15 protein-coding genes are annotated in these 18,392 nt (G+C 73.9%); 10 read left to right on the forward strand and 5 right to left on the reverse strand.

Features of this window, described 5'->3' with window-relative positions; translation table 11 throughout:
- Positions 1-208: 208 nt before the first annotated feature.
- Positions 209-967 (forward strand): MerR family transcriptional regulator, encoded by a 759-nt coding sequence (locus ABZ990_RS00400; protein ID WP_361222890.1) that lies wholly within the window; start codon positions 209-211, stop codon positions 965-967.
- A gap of 199 nt (positions 968-1,166) precedes the next feature.
- Here the strand turns inward: ABZ990_RS00400 and ABZ990_RS00405 are convergent, their stop codons facing one another.
- Both ABZ990_RS00405 and ABZ990_RS00410 read right to left on the reverse strand, forming a co-directional pair.
- Positions 1,167-3,041: a potassium transporter TrkA gene (locus ABZ990_RS00405; protein WP_361222893.1), complete on the reverse strand. Its 1,875-nt coding sequence runs from the start codon at positions 3,039-3,041 to the stop codon at positions 1,167-1,169.
- A gap of 125 nt (positions 3,042-3,166) precedes the next feature.
- On the reverse strand, positions 3,167-3,430 hold the full coding sequence (locus tag ABZ990_RS00410) for a GlsB/YeaQ/YmgE family stress response membrane protein (protein WP_361222896.1): 264 nt from the start codon (positions 3,428-3,430) through the stop codon (positions 3,167-3,169).
- 724 nt (positions 3,431-4,154) lie between these two features.
- Between ABZ990_RS00410 and ABZ990_RS00415 the strand changes: the two genes are divergently transcribed.
- A complete protein-coding gene (locus tag ABZ990_RS00415; RefSeq protein ID WP_361222898.1) occupies positions 4,155-5,492 on the forward strand; it encodes a transglycosylase family protein in 1,338 nt (445 codons plus the stop codon).
- Here the strand turns inward: ABZ990_RS00415 and ABZ990_RS00420 are convergent.
- Positions 5,373-6,524 (reverse strand): DMT family transporter, encoded by a 1,152-nt coding sequence (locus ABZ990_RS00420; RefSeq protein WP_361222901.1) that lies wholly within the window; start codon positions 6,522-6,524, stop codon positions 5,373-5,375. The genes ABZ990_RS00415 and ABZ990_RS00420 overlap by 120 nt on opposite strands.
- 390 nt (positions 6,525-6,914) lie before the next feature.
- On the opposite strand from ABZ990_RS00420, the gene ABZ990_RS00425 reads away from it, so the two are divergent.
- From ABZ990_RS00425 to ABZ990_RS00435, 3 genes are all read left to right on the forward strand, one after another.
- A complete protein-coding gene (locus tag ABZ990_RS00425; protein WP_361223666.1) occupies positions 6,915-7,622 on the forward strand; it encodes a (2Fe-2S)-binding protein in 708 nt (235 codons plus the stop codon).
- A 126-nt stretch (positions 7,623-7,748) separates the two neighbouring features.
- A complete protein-coding gene (locus ABZ990_RS00430) occupies positions 7,749-9,224 on the forward strand; it encodes an SDR family NAD(P)-dependent oxidoreductase (protein ID WP_361222904.1) in 1,476 nt (491 codons plus the stop codon).
- Positions 9,225-9,479: 255 nt separating this feature from the next.
- Positions 9,480-9,674, forward strand: coding sequence for a hypothetical protein (locus ABZ990_RS00435; protein WP_361223710.1), 195 nt, complete (start codon positions 9,480-9,482; stop codon positions 9,672-9,674).
- Between the two features lie 193 nt (positions 9,675-9,867).
- Here ABZ990_RS00435 and ABZ990_RS00440 read toward each other — a convergent pair whose 3' ends face one another.
- Both ABZ990_RS00440 and ABZ990_RS00445 read right to left on the reverse strand, forming a co-directional pair.
- Positions 9,868-11,301 carry a lipase maturation factor family protein gene (locus tag ABZ990_RS00440; RefSeq protein WP_361222907.1) on the reverse strand — a complete coding sequence of 478 codons (1,434 nt, stop codon included), beginning with the start codon at positions 11,299-11,301 and terminating at the stop codon, positions 9,868-9,870.
- Between the two features lie 108 nt (positions 11,302-11,409).
- Positions 11,410-11,619 (reverse strand): hypothetical protein, encoded by a 210-nt coding sequence (locus tag ABZ990_RS00445; RefSeq protein WP_361222910.1) that lies wholly within the window; start codon positions 11,617-11,619, stop codon positions 11,410-11,412.
- A gap of 361 nt (positions 11,620-11,980) precedes the next feature.
- Here ABZ990_RS00445 and ABZ990_RS00450 point away from each other — a divergent pair, with 361 nt between their 5' ends.
- From ABZ990_RS00450 to ABZ990_RS00470, 5 genes are all read left to right on the forward strand, one after another.
- Complete coding sequence (locus ABZ990_RS00450) at positions 11,981-13,396, forward strand: DUF6777 domain-containing protein (RefSeq protein WP_361222913.1); 1,416 nt, start codon at positions 11,981-11,983, stop codon at positions 13,394-13,396.
- Positions 13,397-13,644: 248 nt separating this feature from the next.
- On the forward strand, positions 13,645-15,921 hold the full coding sequence (locus ABZ990_RS00455) for a SpoIIE family protein phosphatase (RefSeq protein WP_361223669.1): 2,277 nt from the start codon (positions 13,645-13,647) through the stop codon (positions 15,919-15,921).
- 54 nt (positions 15,922-15,975) lie between these two features.
- A complete protein-coding gene (locus tag ABZ990_RS00460) occupies positions 15,976-16,848 on the forward strand; it encodes a DNA-formamidopyrimidine glycosylase family protein (protein ID WP_361222916.1) in 873 nt (290 codons plus the stop codon).
- Positions 16,849-16,933: 85 nt separating this feature from the next.
- A complete protein-coding gene (locus ABZ990_RS00465; protein WP_361222919.1) occupies positions 16,934-17,755 on the forward strand; it encodes a LytTR family DNA-binding domain-containing protein in 822 nt (273 codons plus the stop codon).
- Between the two features lie 233 nt (positions 17,756-17,988).
- Positions 17,989-18,387, forward strand: coding sequence for a hypothetical protein (locus ABZ990_RS00470; RefSeq protein ID WP_361222921.1), 399 nt, complete (start codon positions 17,989-17,991; stop codon positions 18,385-18,387).
- Positions 18,388-18,392: the final 5 nt, after the last annotated feature.

Here is an 18,392-nt window from a genome sequence, read left to right on the forward strand (position 1 = left end):
TCGTTCGTGGCGGACACCCCGCGCGCCCGGCCGAGGGGATCATGTCACGGTGGTTCCGGCCCGCCCGCCGGGCGGTCGGCACCCGTCGCCCGGACCGTCTCCGAAGCGCGGGCGGCTCGGGGTTGTAGTTGCCGCTGCGGCAGCTTCTACCGTCGTGACCAGGCCGGAAAGACCGGCCTGGCGATACGGACACACGGGAGTGGTGGCGATGGAATGGCCCATTTCCGAGGTGGCGCGGATGTCGGGCGTGACCGCCCGGACCCTGCGTCACTACGACGAGACCGGTCTGCTGACTCCGAGCCGTATCGGTGCCGGCGGGCACCGCTACTACGAGGAGCGGCAGATTGTTCGGCTACAGCAGATCCTCGTGCTGCGGGCGCTGGGAGTCGGGCTGCCGGAGATCGGCCGGATCCTGACCGAGCAGGTCGACGAGGTGGCGGCGCTGCGGAGCCACCGCAGACGGCTGCTCGCCGAACGGGACCGGCTCGACACCCTCGCCGGATCCGTCTTCCGCGCGATCGCCGCACTGGAACAGTCCAGGAAGGACGGACGACCCATGACCATCAACCGACCGGAGAACCTGTTCGAGGGCGTCGAGCCCTCGCAGTACGAGGAGAACATGCGCGAGTTCCCCGGGCTCGCCGAGGAGCTCGGGCGGCGCGCCGCCGGGATGAGCCAGGCCGACGCCGATGCCGCGCACCGTGCGCGCACCGCGCAGATGATCCGGCTGGCCGAACTCATGGCCGAGGGCCACCCGGCCGGCGCGGAGCCGGTCCAGGCCGAGATCGACGCCCAGTACCGGGCGCTGGCCGGGCTGCGGGCCGTCTCCGCCGAGGAGTACCGGGCCATCGGGCGCGCGTGTGTCGACAACGACACCTGGCACGCCGCGTACGAGGCGATCGCGCCGGGGCTGGCCGCGTACCAGCACGACGCGATCGAGGTCTACGCCGCCACCCGGCTGAGCTGAGCTGAGCCGGTGGGTGGTGCCGGCACCGCGCGGGGGACGCCTCGCGAGGCGCCGGGCACTGGACGCACCGGAGACACCGGAGACACCAGGGAACGGGGGAGCGGGGAGCGGGGGCAGCATGCTCCGCGCCCCGCTGGTCCGGTGCCGGTGCCGGTGCCGGTGCTGATGTCGGCACCGGCGAAGGCGCGAAGGAAGCGTCCTACTGCTCGGCGAGGACGATGACGGAGTCCTCTGGGCCGAGGATGAGCGGCGCGTTCTTCGGCGGGTTGAGGAAGACGCCGAACCGGGGCGCTTCGTCGCTGTGGCGGGCCAGCCGGTAGCCGAGAGCGGTCTCGCCGGTGCGCCGGGCCGCCTCGACGACCGTGGCGAAGGTGGCCTCCGCGCCAGGGTCCAGGTAGTTGCACGCCGGCTTGAGGTAGATCTCCGAGCCCTCCGGGTCGAAGAGGTCGGAGAACACGTCGATCAGGGCGTGGTTCTCGGTGAGTTGGGTCAGGATGAGACTGATCACCTTGGTGCTGACGATGAAGTCGTCGGCCTTGGTCACCTGCGCCACCTCGCGGTTGGCGTCGTCGTTCATCTCCGTGACGATCGAGTACGGGCTGTTCAGCGCGCCCTCGATGTCCCGCAGATGGAGCAGGGTGACAAGGGTCCGGTCGTCGGCCGGGCCGGGGGCGACGGAGTCGTCCGAGAGGACCACGATGTGTTCGTATTCCCCCAGATCCAGGGCCTCCAGCGAGGAACGCCGGGTCGGGACACACGCCTTGTAGCTCAGGGACAGATTGGTGACGGGCCGCCGCAGGGCGGCCTCCGGGCGCTGCGGGGCCGCGATGTCCAGGGTGGAGCCGGGCTGGACGAAGCTGTCGAGCAGCGAAACCAGTTTCGCCGTACGGGAGTTCTCCCCGATGAGCAGGGTGCGGTCGAGGGCGGGCGGTTGGGCGGGCGCCGAGGTGATCGCGTCCTCGACGATCGCGGGACGGCGGGCGGCCGGCCGGATCAGCAGATCGTCCTCCGCGAGCACGAGGATCCGGTCGCCTGCGCGGATCTCGGTGTCCATGGGGGGATTGAGCAGGATCGCTCCGTCGCGCCGCTGCAGCCCGGACGTCATCCCGGCCTCGTACGCGTGCAGCGCCTCGCCGTACGTCGAGCCCACCAGGCGCGGCTCCTCGCGGAGGTAGAACTCGTTGCCGACGAAGCTGAGGAGTTCGTTGAAGACCTCGGACAGTCCGGTCTGCCGGTGCGCCTGGGCGATGAGGCGTACGGCGATGTCCTCGGCGTCGATGACCAGCGCGCCTTCGCCCGCGGCGAGCCGGGCCGCGGCGAGGTTCTCCGAGTCGTGGACGGCGGCCACGATATGGGGCCGAGTCCCTTGCCAGGTACGGCTGTTAAGCAACAGCAGCACCTTGATGACCGCGACGTCCCGGTCGTGGCCGGTGGACGGCAGGACCATCATGGACTTCGCCGTGTCGGGGCTGACCAATTCCAGGTCCTGGCGCACCAGGGGATTGCCAGAGCGGCAGATCACCCGGGTCTTGCCCGTGTCGGGGATCCGGGCCCGGATCGCGTCCTCCATCGAGACCTTGTCGCGGTCCGCGAGGATCACCACGCACGAGCGCCGTTCACTCTGATTGGCCTCGACGAGTTCGGCGAGCACGGTGAAGATCTGGTCCGACCAGCCGAGGACGACCGTGTGCCCTCGCTCGATCAACCGCGAGCGTCCCTTGCGCAGTTCCTGGATCTTCTCGTTGAGGCCGGTCGTCAGCACACCGATGAGGGCGCTGACGATGAAGATGCCGCCGATGGTCACGGCCAGCATGAGACCGAGGAACACCGGCCCGCCGGTGTCCCCGCCCATGGTGCCGGGGTCGAGCGTGCGCAGCAGGCTCATCCACGCCACGCCGTACCAACCGCCGTTCTCCTCGGCGTCGGTGTTCGTGAACAGGACCACCAGGGTGGAGGCGAGAGCTATCAGCACCAGCGAGGCCAGGGCCAGCCAGGTGATCAGAGCGGGTGTGCCCCGGTCCATGGTGCCGTCGAACCAATACCGGAAACGGGTCCGCAGTCTTCCGCGCGTCACCGATGTCTCCCCCTGTGCCTGTCGTTCACCGTGCCGCGCACGGCGCGGGGCGCCCCGAGGGGCCGGCCCGATTGCGTGATCATTCTTTCACTTCGCGGGGCGGGGCCCCGCAGTCAATCCAGCGGTCAGTCACGGGCCTTGGCGCGCTCCAGGGCGGTCACGCCCACCGCGGCGAGGGCGATCTGGATGATCCACTCGATCCAGTCGATGCCCCGGGTGTCGGCGACGCCCAGGACCTTCGCGACGGCCGTGCCGACGAACGCGGCCACGATGCCGACGACGATGGTCCACAGCACACCGATCCGCTGCCGGCCCGGCAGGACCAGCCGTCCGAGCGTTCCGATGACGATGCCGATCACGATCGCGCTGATGATTCCGGAGATCTCCATCCCCTGATCCCTTCCCCTTCACGGCCCTTGGCAAGCCGCTTGCTTCTACAGTCCCGTAGAACGTAACACTGCCGGACCGCGTCCCGACCGCGTTACGGAAAGGGGGACTTGAGGCGGAAGGGTCCCGGATCGTGTGCCCGTCCGGGGGTTGTGGCGGCAGGCCGGCGGCCGGGTGGCACCACGACGAGCCCGGCGCCGCCCGTCGAGACCTTCCATCGCCGTCCGGGTCGCAGGGGCGCAGAGTCGTCGGGCCGTCGGGCCGCCGGGTCGCTCACCGGACGGCGCAGGAGTGGCGGGGCGGCCTCCGGCGCCGCGCCGGGATCCGGGATGTCGCCCGAAGGCATGGCCTGGGCGAGCGCGGGCAGCCGGATCGGGAGAGGCTGGAGCGGTCCCGCTCCATGCTCCCGAACCCTGAACCCCCTACCCCCTACCCGTACTTCCGGAGGACGCCATGACCCAGCCCCCCATCCCCGACCCGATGCCCTCGCCCGCACCGCCCCCGGGACCCCCGCCCATGCCGCCGCCCAACCCGGTTCCGTCGCCCCCCGGCCCCATGCCGGTGCCCGAACCCGAGCCGCAGCCCCAGCCGGGTCCCGCCGGACGGTGACGGAGGGCCGTCCGGCCCGAATGTGGCGGAAGGGGCGGGGATCCGGTCGGAACCCCTTGTCACGTACGGTTGCCTGCCCCTACCGTGGGCGACTGCCGACGCGTTCAAGGGGGGCTCATGGCCGTACGCGGGACACGCGGGAAGCACCGCCGTCAGCAGCCGAGCCGGATCAACCGTGCCTCGCTCACCGTCACCGCCGGCGGCGCCGGCATGGCCCTGCCGCTGATCGGAGCCGGCACGGCGCAGGCCGCCTCGCTGGACGTCTGGGAGAAGCTCGCCGCCTGCGAGTCCACCTCCCACTGGCAGATCAACACCGGCAACGGCTACTTCGGCGGACTCCAGTTCAGCCAGTCCACCTGGGAGCGGTACGGCGGAACGCGTTTCGCGCCCCGCGCCGACCTCGCCTCCAAGGACCAGCAGATCGCCGTCGCCGAGCGCGCCCTGGAGAGCCAGGGACCCGGCGCCTGGCCCGCCTGCGGGCCGCGCGCGGGACTCCAGCGGGGCGACGCCGAGCCCGGATCCACGGGCGGCGCCGGCACGCAGACCGAGCGCACCCGGCCGCTGGCGGCGAAGGCGGCACTGCCCGCGCAGCGCACCCGGACGCATACCGCCACGCCCGCCGCCGCGCCCGCGAGCCCGACCACGGTGCCGACCGTCCGGAAGATGTACACCGTCGAAGCCGGCGACTCCCTGTCGCAGATCGCGCGCGAGAAGGCCGTCCGGGGCGGCTGGCCGAGGCTGTACGAGGCCAACCGCGAGGTCGTCGGCGACGACCCCGATCTGATAGTGCCCGGCCAGCGGCTCACCCTGCGGATGACCGCGCCCGCGGCGCCCGCCAAGCCGCAGACGAAGCCGCACTCGCGGCCGGAGGCCAAGCCGAAGCCCCAGACCAAGCCCAAGCCGGCTCCCGCCACTCCCGCGACGAAGCCCGCCTCGAAACCGGTCGCCCACGCCCCGGCCAAGCCCGCGCCCAAGCCGTCCCACCAGCCCGCGCCCCACAAGCCGGCGGCCCAGAAGCCCGCCGCCCACAAGCCCGCGCCGGTCACCCGCCACTTCACCTCGCCGGTCGCCGACACGGACATCGGCACCCGCTACCGCACCCCGGGCTCGTCCTGGTCCAGCGGCTACCACACCGGGATCGACTTCCCCGTCCCCACCGGCACCTCCGTGCGGGCCGTGGCCGAGGGCCGGGTCGTCTCGGCGGGCTGGGGCGGCGCCTACGGCTACCAGGTCGTCATCCGCCACGGAGACGGCCGCTACAGCCAGTACGCGCACCTGTCCGCCCTCGCCGTCCGCGAGGGCCAGCGGGTCGGCACCGGCCAGCGGATCGGACGCTCAGGAGCGACCGGCAACGTGTCGGGACCGCATCTTCACTTCGAGATGCGTACGGGTCCCGGGTACGGGTCGGACATCGACCCCCTCGCGTACCTGCGCGCCCGGGGCGTCTCCATCTGATCCCCCGGACGAGTCCGGCAGGGCCGGGGACTCCGGCTCTGCCGACCTCCCGCGCCGGTCCGACGTCTCGCGCGCGTCCGGCACCCCGCGCCCGCCCGCGTCCCTCTGCCCGTCTCTCCGCCCGACCGGCCGCCCACCGGGCCCCTCCGCCGTCTCCGGTGCGTCCGATGCCTCCGGTGCGTCCTGGGTGTCCACGACCACCGCCCCGGTGCCCAGCCGCTCCAGGGTGAGCAGGACCAGCCCGCCCGCCGTCACCGCGCCGCAGGCCAGCGCCCCGGCCCCGCCGGCCGCCCCGTACCGGAACGACTCCCCGAACAGGGTCAGCCCGACGGTCGCCGCGATCACCGGATTCACCACCGTCACCATCGCCAGCGGCGCGGCGAGCCCGGCACCCCGGTACGCGGCCTGGGACAGCAGCAGCCCCGTCACCGCCAGCGCGGACAGCACCAGCAGACTCGCCCACTCGGCGAGCGGCGCGGCGAAGCGGAAGTCCATCGCCACCGTCTTCGTGAAGACCGAGGCGATACCGAAGGCCACGCCCGCCGCAGCGGCCAGGGCCATGCTGCGCAGCGCGGGGCGCCGCACCAGATGCGCGACGGTGAACAGCGCCGCCACCGCGCCGAACGTGACGAGGGCGAGGAGCCGCCGCTCGCCGCTCGCCAGCGGCTGCTCCGCCGTGCCCCCGGCAAGACTCAGCAGCCCGGCCAGACCCACCGTCGCCATCAGCGCGCCCCGCCAGGCCGTCCGGCCCGCCCGGCGGCCCACGAACAGCGCCGCCAGCGGCAGCGCGAAGACGATCGTCAGCGCGCCCATCGGCTGGACCAGACTCAGCGGCCCCAACGCCAGGGCCGCCACGTGCAGGGCCGCGCCCACCCCGTTGAGCAGGACCGCGCCCCACCAGGCCGGGCGGCGCAGCGGCGCGTAGCGGGGAACGGCGGCCGAGGCCGCCACCCGCTCCTGCACGATCGCCGCGGCCGCGTAGGCGACCGCGGAGACCAGCGCGAGGAGTACGGACAGCGCGAGGGAACTCATACCTCCACGATCCCGCTTCCGGACGTTCACGTCGTCGTCCCAGGGAACCCGATCCGTCGTACCGCGAATGGAGTACGAGGCGGCCCCGTACACCTCGCGGCGTAGCCCGCGCAGGTGACGGCCGGAAGCACGGGACCCGGCCCGCCGCCACTCCGAAGCGGACACCCCCGGTCGAAGACCCCGAAATTTCCCGCTCCGGACCGCCCGGGCCGCGACCGATGGCAGGATGCACCGGTGGACCCCCAGACGGAACCCGACGGCAGCGACGACAACCGGCCCGGCCGCTCCCACGCCCGCGACGGCGGCGACGTGAGCGCCGCGCGGGTGGGCGGCTTCTTCGTGCTGCGCACCGCCCCGCCGCCAGGGCCCGGCCCCACCGGCACGGGTATCATCGGCACAGGCGCCACCGGCACATGCCCCACCGGCGCCGGTGCCGACGCCGCTCGCCGAGGCGGGCACCGCCCGCTCGCCGAGCTGTACGCGGGCCGCGACGACTCCCCGCTCACCGTCCGTGTCGACCGGGTCGCCACCGGGCTCGGCGCGCGCGAGCGCCGCGTCGCCGCCTCGGCGGCCCATCTGGGCCTCGCCGCCCGGCTCTGGTCCACCACCCTCGGCCCGGCCGCCCTGCATGGCCGCTTCCCCGACCTCACGCCCGCCACCCTCCACTGGGACGGCACCCTCGGCGCGCCCGACGACCTGTGGTGGTCCGGCACGGCCACCCGCCCCGCCACCGTCGACGCGCTGCGCGCCGCCGTCCACGAGGCCCACCTCGTCCCGCTGCACGCGGCCTTCGTCCGGGACGGCCGGATCTCCCCGAGGCTGCTGTGGGGCAACGCGGGCTCCGCGCTCGCCGGCGCGCTGCGCGAACTCGTGCGCTGGGCCCGCGCCCACCACCGCCCCGAGGCCGCCGCCCGCGCGGTCACGCTCGTCCAGGGCCTGCTCGACCACCCCGACCTGGCCGGCACCGTCCGCGGCCCCGCCCTGCGCCGTACCACCTGCTGCCTCTACTACCGCTGTCCGGCCGGAGGGCTGTGCGGCGACTGTGTGTTCGACCACCCACCCCGTACGGGTTTGGAGCGGCGGCCCCCGGCTCCGTAAAGTTGCCTCTTCGAGGCCCTGAAACGCGCCGTCGACCAGCGACTTACCGGTGACCACCGGTGACGGTGGGCGGTGACCAGCGGCGACGAGCGACGACGGCACGAGCGATCGAGGACGGCCAAGGCCATGACGGTGACTGAAGAAATCCAGGAGTACGGGCCGGGCATCGACCCCGAGCGCCTGGCCGTCTGCCTGGCGGTGCTCGACGAGCTGGACGAGCTGGAGGTCGACCACCCCGACGCGGTCGCCGTCCGCCGGGCCACCGCCGGCGTCTACCGGACCGTGAAGCAGCGCCGCCGCCAGGAGCGCCGGGCCGCCAAGACCGCCCACGACAAGGCCGTCACCGAGGCCACCGCCACCGGCTCCGCGCAGCGCATCGACGACGAGACCGAGGGCATCCTGCCCTCCTCGGTCACCGAGGCCGGCCGGATCGCGGGCATACTCCAGCGCCCCCGCTCCTGCTACACCTGCAAGACGCGGTACGTCGAGGTCGACTACTTCTACCACCAGCTCTGCCCGGAGTGCGCCGGCCTGAACCGGGCCAAGCGCGACGCCCGCGCCGACCTCACCGGCAAGCGCGCGCTGCTCACCGGCGGCCGGGCCAAGATCGGCATGTACATCGCGCTGCGGCTGCTGCGCGACGGCGCCCACACCACCGTCACCACCCGCTTCCCCAAGGACGCCATCCGCCGCTTCAAGGCGATGGAGGACTCCGCGGACTGGCTGCACCGCCTGGAGGTCGTCGGCATCGACCTGCGCGACCCGGCCCAGGCCGTCGCCCTCGCCGACCAGGTCTCCGAGGCCGGCCCGCTGGACATCCTGGTGAACAACGCGACGCAGACCGTGCGCCGGCTGCCCTCCGCGTACGCCGCGCTCGTCGAGGGCGAGACCGCCCCGCTGCCGGCCGGCGAGCTGCCCGCCCACCACGTCATCGGCGCCTTCAACTCCGGCGCGGTCGACGGCCTCGCCGCGCTGCCCGTCGGCGTCAGCGGGCTCGACGCCCAGAAGGTCGCCGACCTCGCCCTGGTCGCCGGCAACGCCAGCGTCGCCCGGCACCTCGACGGCACCGCCATCGACGCGGGCGGCCTGGTGCCGGACGTCGTCGAGAGCAACACCTGGGTCCAGACCATCGAGCAGATCTCCCCGGTGGAGCTGCTGGAGACCCAGCTCTGCAACTACACCTCGCCCTTCATCCTGATCAGCAAGCTGCGCCCGGCGATGGCCCGGGCCGCGGCGCTGGCCTCGAGCAAGCGCGCGTACGTCGTCAACGTCTCCGCCATGGAGGGCGTCTTCGGCCGCGGCTACAAGGGCGCCGGGCACCCGAACACCAACGCCGCCAAGGCCGCCATGAACATGGTGACGCGGACCAGCGCCCAGGAGATGTTCGACGCCGACGGCATCCTCATGACCTCGGTCGACACCGGCTGGATCACCGACGAGCGCCCGCACTTCGACAAGCTGCGGCTCGCGGAGGAGGGTTTCCACGCCCCGCTCGACCTGGTCGACGGCGCGGCCCGGGTCTACGACCCGATCGTGCTCGGCGAGCACGGCGAGGACGTGTACGGCGTCTTCCTGAAGGACTACGCGCCGGGCAAGTGGTAAACGGGTGACAGGGGCGGGGTACGGATATTGAGTCGAGTTCACTCGAACGCGTCACAATTTCGTGCCCCATAGAGCGCAGGCGCGCTCATTTGGTTAATCTGGTGTACACGGCCGGGCGACAGAGGTTTCACCGAACCTCCCCATCCCGGCCGGGGGCTGGCCTGTCACCGAATGGCCGCGGTCCCGCCCCCAGAACGGCGCCACCGCGACCGGACGGCCCCTGTCCCCCTGATACGCGACACGAAGGAGTGCGCGGTGACACCGGAATCGACCACGCAGGAGAAGCAGCGCCCCGCTGAGCCGATCGCCCCGATCGGCACGATCGAGCCGACCCGCCGTCGGCCCGGAGAGCTGGGCAACCTCGAAGTCTGGGCCCGCTCGGCCCCGATCCGGCTCGCCGGATACGAGGACGACCTCGCGGAGCCCCACATCCTGCCCGGCATCGACTGAACCGAACCGCAAGCAGCGCTTCGCCGCGTGCCCCCGGCCACTTCTCCCGGCCGGGGGCACCGGTGCGTCCGGGGGCGGGATTCCAGGGGTGCCCCGACAGGTCCGGGCGGCTTCGGAGAGCCTTCGGAGGCTTCGGGGAGGTACGTGGCGACAGGCGGGGCCCGGGCGGCGTCGGCGCCGACGTCGGCGCCGGTCACGGGGTACGGTCGGCCGGCTCGCGCAGCCGTACCGGCGGCAGGTACTCCCGCACCAGCGTGCGGTGCCACCACGCCCCCGTCTCCCGCAACTCGCGCCAGGTGGTGAACCGATAGCGGTAGAGCAGCGCCCGCACCCGGGCCGGCGGCGCGTTCGGGAACGGGTTGTGGCGCAGCAGCCGCAGGGTGTCCCGGTCCCCGGCGAGCAGGCGCTCCACGAACGGCCCGAACCAGTCTTCGGCGTAACCGGGGGAGAGCGCCGCGAACCACATCAGCCAGTCGAGCCGCAGATGGTACGGGGCGAACTGGCGCGGCAGCCGCCGCGGATCGCCCGGTTTGCCGCGGAAGCCGTACTCCCGCCACACCGTGTCCGGACCCGGCGCCGGATCGTCGGTGCCCTCGATCACGATCTCGTCCCGGACCCGGCTGACACTGCCGAACGCGCCGTACGTGTTGACCAGGTGCAGCGGATCGAACGAGCGGTTCATCGCCTGCCGCCGCGAGAGCAGATTGCGCACCGGGTGGCGGCTCTGGACGAGGATCAGCGCTGTGGCCGCGCACACCACGACCACGTACCAGAGCGGCGCGCCGGGCCGCGGGTGATCCTGCCCGCCGGGCAGCGGCGAGCCGTCCATCGCGGACAGCCCGAGCAGGATGGTGAGCCAGTTCAGCCAGGCGAAGTTGCCCGAGAGCACCAGCCACAGCTGGGTCGCCACCATCAGGCCCGCCGCGATCGTCGCCACCGGCTGCGGCGCGAACAGCAGCACCGGAACGCCGAGCTGGACGACATGGTTGGCGGCGCACTCGGCCTTGTGCAGCGGCTTCGGCAGCCGGTGGAAGAACCAGCTCAGCGGGCCGGGCATCGGCTGGGTCTCGTGATGGTGGTAGAGACAGGTCAGGTTCCGCCAGCACGGATCGCCGCGGATCTTGATCAGCCCGGCGCCGAACTCCACCCGGAACAGCAGCCAGCGCAGCAGGAACAGCACGAGCACCGGCGGCCCGGTGTCGGCGTTGCCGAGCAGGACGGCGAGGAAACCCGTCTCGAGGAGCAGGGACTCCCAGCCGAAGGAGTACCAGGTCTGCCCCACGTTCACGATCGACAGATACAGCGCCCACAGCAGCAGCCACAGCAGCATCGACACGGGCAGCGGCACCGCGTCCCCGGCGCCCGCCACCAGCGCGAGGGCGAGCCCGGCGCCGCCCCAGGCGACGCCCGCGAACAGCCGGTCGGAGTAGCGCCACTGGAAGAGGCTCGGCGCGCGGCGGGCCGGGACCCGGCGTACGAACGCGGGTACGGGCAGCATGCCGCGCTCGCCGATGAGCGCGCGGAACTGGAGGGCCGCCGACACGAAGGCGACCACGTACAGCGCGGCGAGCCCGCGCTGGAAGACGATCCGGCTCAGCCAGTAGTCGGGTGCGGTGAACCACTGCATCGGTTCAAGTTCCGGTTCAAGTTCCGGTTCAAGTTCCGGTTCGAGGTCCGGGCCGAGGTCCGGTACGGGATCCGGTTCACGATCCGGTCAGGGCCGGGGCCGGGCCGGTCAGCGCGTGCCCGTGGTGCCTCCGCCGGGGTGCTTCGCTTCGGCGGCGGCGTCGGTGCCGTCGTTCGCGGTCCGCTCGCCCTCCGCCTGCGACGGGGTGGCACGGGTCGGCATCGGGTGCCGCTCGCGCTTCTGCGCCGCGTCCATGTCCTCGTCGAGGCGTTCGCCCTCGGCCTGCGAGGGGCTGGTGTACTCGTCGTACTGACTCATGGCCGCCTCCTCGGAGCGTGCGGATGAGTACACAAGGAGCGTAACCCCGCCGCCCGGGCCGGACGCCCCGGCGGACCCGCCGGCCGGCCCCCGCCCGGAGCGTCGAGGGGGCGTCGAGGGACCCGGGCGCACGGGGGCCCCGCGGCGGATGGCCGTACCCGGATTGCGGCCACCCCGGCGCTGCGGCAGACAGGAGGGAACGATCCGGGCCGAACCAGCGGGAGACCCAGTGCGCGACGCATCCAGACGACGGCTCTCACGCCCCGGCACGCCGCCGTCCGGCACCCGGCCCGGCCGGCCCCGCGTCCCGGACGGTCCTCCGCTCGACACCGTGCCCGGCGGACCGGCCGTGTTGCCGGCCATGGGATCGGCCTTCGGACCCGCTGGTACGGGGTCCGGTGGCGCGCCCGGCGGCCGGGCGGCCGTGCGCACCGGGATCTGGGCGGTCGCCGCGCTGGCCCCCGCCCTGCTGATCACGGGCTGTTCCCGGAACACCGAGGTCGGGCCCGGCGTCCAACGGAATGCCGCCACCGTCGCCCGCGAGGTGCTGCTCGAACCGGCCGACGCCCAGGGGCCCACGCCGTTCGGCCCGTCCACCGTGCAGGAAGGCGCCCCCGCCCCATCGGACGGCGCCCCCGCGGCGGGCCCCGCCGGATCGGCGCCCGGCGGCGCCACCGGCACCGCTGCCCCGGCCGGCCGCGCGCTCACCGGCGCCACTCCCGGCCTCTACGGCGGCACCCGCTCCACCGCCAGCTGCAACATCGAACAACAGGTCGCCCAGCTCACCGGCGAACCCGTCCGGGCCCGTGCCTTCGCCGAGGCCGCCGGGATCCCCGAGGCCCGCCTCGCCGACTGGCTGCGCGGCCTCACCCCCGTCCTGCTGCGCGCCGACGCCCGGGTCACCAGTCACGGCCTCAAGGACGGCCGCGCCACGCCCTTCCAGTCCGTCCTCCAGACGGGCACCGCCGTCCTCGTGGACGAGTACGCGACCCCGCGCGTCCGCTGCGCCGGCGGAAACCCGCTGCGCTCCCCGGCCCCCGCGCCCGGTGTCCCGCACAAGGGCCGGCCGTGGCCGGGCTACCGCCCCGACCGGGTCGTCGCGATCACCCCGACCAGCGCCGTCGTACGCAGCCTGATCCTGGCGGACAGCGCCGGCAACACCTGGATCGAACGGCCCACCGGCAGCGGCGGCGAGGCGGACCGCAGCCCGGACACGCCCCCCTCGTGCGACCCGGCCGGCTGCGACCTTCTCGACGCGCCGCCCGCGCCCCCGCCGGACTCGGGAGGTCCGCCGGTGTCCCCGGCGGACCCCGCCGATTCCACGGCCGGGGCGGGGTCCACCGGCCCGACCGGGCCCACCGGGTCCACCGGTTCCTCCGTCCCCGGGCCTCCGCCCGCTCCGGAGGGGCCCGGGACATCCGGCGGGGCCGCGTCCGACGTCCCGATGCCGGACGTCCCGATGCCCGACGGACCGGGCGCGGAGGGTGCGGAGGCAGGGCCCGGAGCCGGATCCGGCCTGCCCGGCGTACCCGGCGTACCCGGCGTACCCGACGGTCCCGCGCTGCCGGACGGCGCGGCACCCGGCGGGATGGACAGCCCGGATGTACGTGTCGCCCCCGGCGGGCCCGGCCTCCCGGACGGCCCGGGCGCGCCCGACGGTCCGACGTCCCCCGACAGCACGTCCCCCGGCGGCGACACGGTGTGGCAGCCCGAGATCGGATCCGAGCCCGGATCCGACCCCGCGTCCGCCCCCGCCCCCGCCCCCGATCACGGGTGAGCCCCAAGAGTGGCGGTACGGGCGCGGGTGCGGGGGCCCGCCGGGCCGGGCGGCGTACCGCCTGTTCAGGCCCCTGGCGCGGCCCCTCGGCTTCCCGCCGTGCGCTCCCGCCGCGCTGTGCTTAGCGTGGCCCCATGAGTGCGGGCAGCGGGGGCGGCGATGCCGCGGCGGCCGGCTGGTGCCGCCGCGCGACGGGATCGTCCGAACCGGCCGACTGCTTCTTCCAGGAGCTGGGCCGGGAGTTCCGGATGGGCAGTTTCGACTGGGACCTGGTCACCGGCCGTCTGGAGATGGACGACACCGCGCTCGCCGTCTTCGACATGGCCCCCGGCGAGTACGACGGCGTCCCCGAGTCGCTCGGCGTGCGGGTCCTCGCCGACGAGGCCCGCCGTCTCGACGCCCTGGTCGCCCAGGCCCTCAAGGAGGGCAACGACCGCTACGGCGCCTACTTCCGGCTCCGCGACCGGTCCGGCACACAGCGCTGGACCCACACCCAGGGCCTGGTCCGCCGGGACGCGACCGGCCGGCCGGTCAGGATCCTCGGCGTCGTCCGCGACGCCTCCGAGGAGCTCTCCGAGTCCGCCACCCGGCTCGGCCTCGACGAGGGCCGCCGCGATCGCACCAGCGTCGTCGAGGCCACCACCGCCGCCCTCGCCCACGCCCGGACCATCCAGGACATCACCGACATGCTCGGCGACGCCCAGGGCCTGGAGTACTTCGGTGCCGCCAGCCTCGTCATGGGCCTGATGGAGGGCGGCCGCATCCACCTGGTGGCCGAGGGGCCCACCGGGACCTTCGTCCCCGGCACCCGCTACACCCGGGTGGACGAGCCGTACCCGATGGGCGAGGTCATCCGTACCCTGCGGCCCCGTTTCATCGACACCGCCGAGGAGTTCGCCGCCGAGTATCCGGTCCTGTGGCCGCACGTCTCCGACCTCGGCATCTCCTCCGCCGCCTATCTCCCGCTGATCGCCCAGGCCCGCCCCATCGGCGCCCTCGGCCTGCTCTACCGCGACCGGACCGGCTTCAGCGCCGACGAGCGCAATCTGCTCGTCGCCCTGGGCAGCTCCATCGCCCAGAGCCTCCAGCGGGCCATGCTCTACGAGCAGGAGCACGACCTGGCCGAGGGGCTCCAGCAGGCGATGCTGCCCCGCCGTATCCCCGAGATTCCCGGCGCGCAGATAGCGGTCCGCTACCGCGCGGCCCGGCTCGGCCGGGACATCGGCGGCGACTGGTACGACGTCGTCCAGCTGCCCGGCGACCGGGTCGGCGCGGTCATCGGCGATGTACAGGGGCACGACACCCAGGCCGCGGCCGTGATGGGGCAACTGCGGATCGTGCTGCGCGCGTACGCCGCCGAGGGGCACACCCCCGCCACGGTGATGGCCCGCGCCTCCGTCTTCCTCCACGAACTCGACACCGACCGCTTCGCCACCTGTACGTACGCTGAGGCCGACCCGGCCACCGGGCTCGTGCAGATCGTCCGCGCGGGGCATGTCGACCCGCTCGTCCAGGACCCCACCGGCACACCGCGCCGGCTGCCCGTCGAGGGCGGTCTGCCGCTCGGCCTGTCCGCCGAGTTCGACCACCTCGACTACCCCGTCACCACCGTCGAACTCGACCCCGGCGAGACGCTGCTGCTCTATACCGACGGACTCGTCGAGAAGCCGGGATCCGACCTCGACGAAGGACTCCAATGGCTGTCCTCCCTGGTCAAGCGAGGTCCCCGGGAGCTCGACGAACTCGCCGACCAGCTCTGTGACGTCGTCGACGAACGCGGCGGCGACGACGATGTGGCGATCCTCCTGCTGCGCCGCGACATCAGCCGCGAGTCCGGCTCCGCGGGCCGGCTCCAGCAGCACGTCGGGCAGGACGACCCGGAGGCGCTGCGCTCCTCGCGGCACATGATCCGCGCGGCCGTACGGGCCTGGGGCGCCGAGGGCCGCTCGGACGAGATCGAGCTGGTCGCCGACGAACTGGTGACGAACGCCCTCATGCACACCGACGGCGGGGCCATCGTGACCCTCCGGATGCTGCCCGGCTCCGAGCGGCGGCTGCGCGTCGAGGTCGAGGACGGCTCCAGCGTGCTGCCGCGCCGGCGCGAAGCCGGTGATTCGGGGGTCTCGGGCCGGGGCCTGCTGCTCGTGGAGCAGATCTCCGACCAGTGGGGAGTGGAGCCGCGCGGCAACGGCAAGAGTGTGTGGTGCGAGTTCGCCACCCGGGCGGAGGGCGGGGCGGAGCCGGGAGATACGGGGGAGCCGGGGGACGGGGACGGGGAGCCCGGGGGGAGTGAGGGGAACGGACCACCCGGGGCGGCCGGGGAGTCGGCCACCTCGGCCGAGGCCGCCGAGGCCGCGATGGCCGCGTTCCTCGACCCGGCCGATCTCGACGACCTCGCGGAGACGGAGGGGGCGGCCCGACCGGCCACGGGCGATGGGGGCGACGAGGGCGGCGAGGGCGAGGAGGCCGGCGAGGGTGGGCAGGCCGCCCGGGCCGTCGACCCCGGCCGGCGCCCCGAGGACTGAGCCGGCTCCGTCGCCCGGCAGGCGTGGCCGGGCCCGTTGCGGCAGGGTAGGGACATGCCCGAGCTGCCCGAGGTCGAAGCCCTGCGCGAGTTCCTCGACGGCCGTCTCGTGGGCAAGGAGATCGCCCGCGTGCTGCCCGTCGCGATCAGCGTGCTCAAGACGTACGACCCGCCCCCGGACATCCTGGACGGCGCGCGCGTCACCGCCGTCGCCCGGCACGGCAAGTTCCTGGACCTCGGCACCGACGGCGCGGCGGGCCCGCTGCACCTGGTCACCCATCTCGCCCGGGCGGGCTGGCTCCAGTGGAAGGACGTACTGCCCTCCGGTCCGCCCCGGCCGGGCAAGGGGCCGCTCGCCCTGCGGGTCGCGCTCACCGGCGGTGACGGCTTCGACCTCACCGAGGCGGGCACCACCAAACGCCTCGCGGTGTACGTGGTGCGCGACCCCGCCGACGTCCCCGGCATCGCCCGGCTCGGCCCCGATCCGCTCGCCGAGGACTTCGACCTCGCCGCCTTCACCGCCCTGCTCGCCGGGGAACGGCGCCGGATCAAGGGTGCCCTGCGCGACCAGAGCCTGATCGCCGGCATCGGCAACGCCTACAGCGACGAGATCCTGCACGCGGCCAGGATGTCCCCGTACAAACCGGCCGGCGGCCTCACGGCGGAGGAGACCGAAGTCCTGTACACGGCGATGCGCACCACGCTCACCGACGCCGTCGCCCGCTCGCACGGTCTCGCCGCCGGCCGGCTCAAGGCCGAGAAGAAGAGCGGCCTGCGTGTGCACGGCCGCACCGGCGAGCCCTGCCCGGTCTGCGGCGACACCATCCGCGAGGTGTCCTTCAGCGACTCCTCGCTCCAGTACTGCCCCACCTGCCAGACCGGCGGCCGCCCGCTCACCGACCGCCGGATGTCCCGGCTCCTGAAGTAGCCCCGCCCCACTGCCCCTTCGCCCTGCCGTTCCTTCGCCCCTTCGCGCCCGTGCGCCGTTGTCGGGTCGGCATAGAATCCCGCGCATGCTGCGCGTACTGGCCGTCGACGACGAGGCGCCGGCCCTCGGGGAACTCCTGTATCTGCTGCGGGCCGACCCGCGTGTGCGCTCCGCCGAGGGCGCGAGTGACGCCGCCGAGGCGCTGCGCCGGATCGGCCGGGCGGTGGGCGCAGGGCCGGACGGTGGTCCGGGCGGCGGCGATGAGGCGGCTGCCGTGGACGTCGTGGATGTCGTGTTTCTCGACATCCACATGCCCGGTCTCGGCGGACTCGACCTGGCCCGGCTGCTCGGCGGCTCCGTCCGGCCCCCGCTGATCGTGTTCGTCACCGCCCACGAGGGCTTCGCCGTCCAGGCATTCGACCTGGAAGCGGTCGACTACGTCCTCAAGCCGGTACGGCGCGAACGCCTGGCGGAGGCCATCCGCCGGGTCCACGACCTCGTCCAGGCCGCGGGCCGGTCCACCGCGCCCACCGTGCCCACAGCGACCGCCGGGGCCGCGCGGCCGGACCGGACCCCGGAGCAGATTCCCGTCGAACTCGGCGGTGTCACCCGCTTCGTGCCCGTCGACGACATCGCGTACGTGGAGGCCCAGGGCGACTACGCCCGACTTCACACCGACCAGGGCAGCCACCTCGTTCGCATCCCGCTGTCCACGCTGGAGGAGCGCTGGGCGGCCCGGGGGTTCGTACGGATCCACCGCAGCCACCTCGTCGCCCTCGGCCGGATCGACGAACTCCGGGTCGACAGCGGCGCGACCTCCGTCCGGGTCGGCGCCGCCGAACTCGCCGTCTCCCGCCGCCACGCCCGCGAACTGCGGGACCTGCTCATGCGCCGCCCCGCCGGCTGACGTTGGTGCGCCGGCCCGGAGGCGCGGCTCTGGACGGCCCGGCCCGGATGCCCCGCCCGGAGCCGCCGACCTGGCTCACCCGGCCGGATCCGCCGGCCCGGGTTAGACCCGGCGGGCCCTGCGGCTGCCCGTCCCAAGTCCCGTCGGCACCCTCCTCGTTGCCATGCCTACCGCCCCGGCCTGCCGCTGCGTAGACTCCACGGGCCCACCCGACCGTGAGGGAGCGGACGCCGATGTCCGAGCACCACGTCCCGCGCCGGCCCCGCCGCGAGACCGTCACCTACGCCTCGGCCGTCGGCGCCGGACCCGTACAACCTCAACCCCAGCCCCGGCCCCGCCCCCGGCCGCAGCATCCGCCCGCCCGTTCCGAGATCAGCGAGCAGACCACCCTCGGTCACACCTATGTGCGCTCCCTGATGCGCAGCCAGCTGCGCGCCGCCCTCACCGGCCTCGGCGCGCTGGCGCTGCTCGTCGGCTCCCTGCCGCTGCTGCTGGCCCTGCCCGTGCCCGAGGCCGCCGTGTGGCTGACCCTCGGCGTCGGCGTCCATCCGGTGGTGTGGGCCATCGCCCGCTGGTACGTCCGCCGCGCCGAGCGCAACGAACGCGACTTCACCGGACTCGTCGAGCGGTGACCGCC

The organism is Streptomyces sp. NPDC046203 (assembly GCF_040646255.1).
Classification (GTDB): Bacteria; Actinomycetota; Actinomycetes; order Streptomycetales; family Streptomycetaceae; genus Streptomyces.

What these genes read in the sequence shown, in the direction of transcription:
- ABZ990_RS00410 (WP_361222896.1), bottom strand. Translation starts at nt 3,430, where the DNA reads ATGGAGATCTCCGGAATCATCAGCGCGATCGTGATCGGCATCGTCATC.
- ABZ990_RS00460 (WP_361222916.1), top strand. Translation starts at nt 15,976, where the DNA reads ATGCCCGAGCTGCCCGAGGTCGAAGCCCTGCGCGAGTTCCTCGACGGC.
- ABZ990_RS00455 (WP_361223669.1), top strand. Translation starts at nt 13,645, where the DNA reads ATGGGCAGTTTCGACTGGGACCTGGTCACCGGCCGTCTGGAGATGGAC.
- ABZ990_RS00415 (WP_361222898.1), top strand. Translation starts at nt 4,155, where the DNA reads ATGGCCGTACGCGGGACACGCGGGAAGCACCGCCGTCAGCAGCCGAGC.
- ABZ990_RS00445 (WP_361222910.1), bottom strand. Translation starts at nt 11,619, where the DNA reads ATGAGTCAGTACGACGAGTACACCAGCCCCTCGCAGGCCGAGGGCGAA.
- ABZ990_RS00465 (WP_361222919.1), top strand. Translation starts at nt 16,934, where the DNA reads ATGCTGCGCGTACTGGCCGTCGACGACGAGGCGCCGGCCCTCGGGGAA.
- ABZ990_RS00470 (WP_361222921.1), top strand. Translation starts at nt 17,989, where the DNA reads ATGTCCGAGCACCACGTCCCGCGCCGGCCCCGCCGCGAGACCGTCACC.
- ABZ990_RS00400 (WP_361222890.1), top strand. Translation starts at nt 209, where the DNA reads ATGGAATGGCCCATTTCCGAGGTGGCGCGGATGTCGGGCGTGACCGCC.
- ABZ990_RS00450 (WP_361222913.1), top strand. Translation starts at nt 11,981, where the DNA reads ATGGGATCGGCCTTCGGACCCGCTGGTACGGGGTCCGGTGGCGCGCCC.
- ABZ990_RS00430 (WP_361222904.1), top strand. Translation starts at nt 7,749, where the DNA reads ATGACGGTGACTGAAGAAATCCAGGAGTACGGGCCGGGCATCGACCCC.
- ABZ990_RS00440 (WP_361222907.1), bottom strand. Translation starts at nt 11,301, where the DNA reads ATGCAGTGGTTCACCGCACCCGACTACTGGCTGAGCCGGATCGTCTTC.
- ABZ990_RS00420 (WP_361222901.1), bottom strand. Translation starts at nt 6,524, where the DNA reads ATGAGTTCCCTCGCGCTGTCCGTACTCCTCGCGCTGGTCTCCGCGGTC.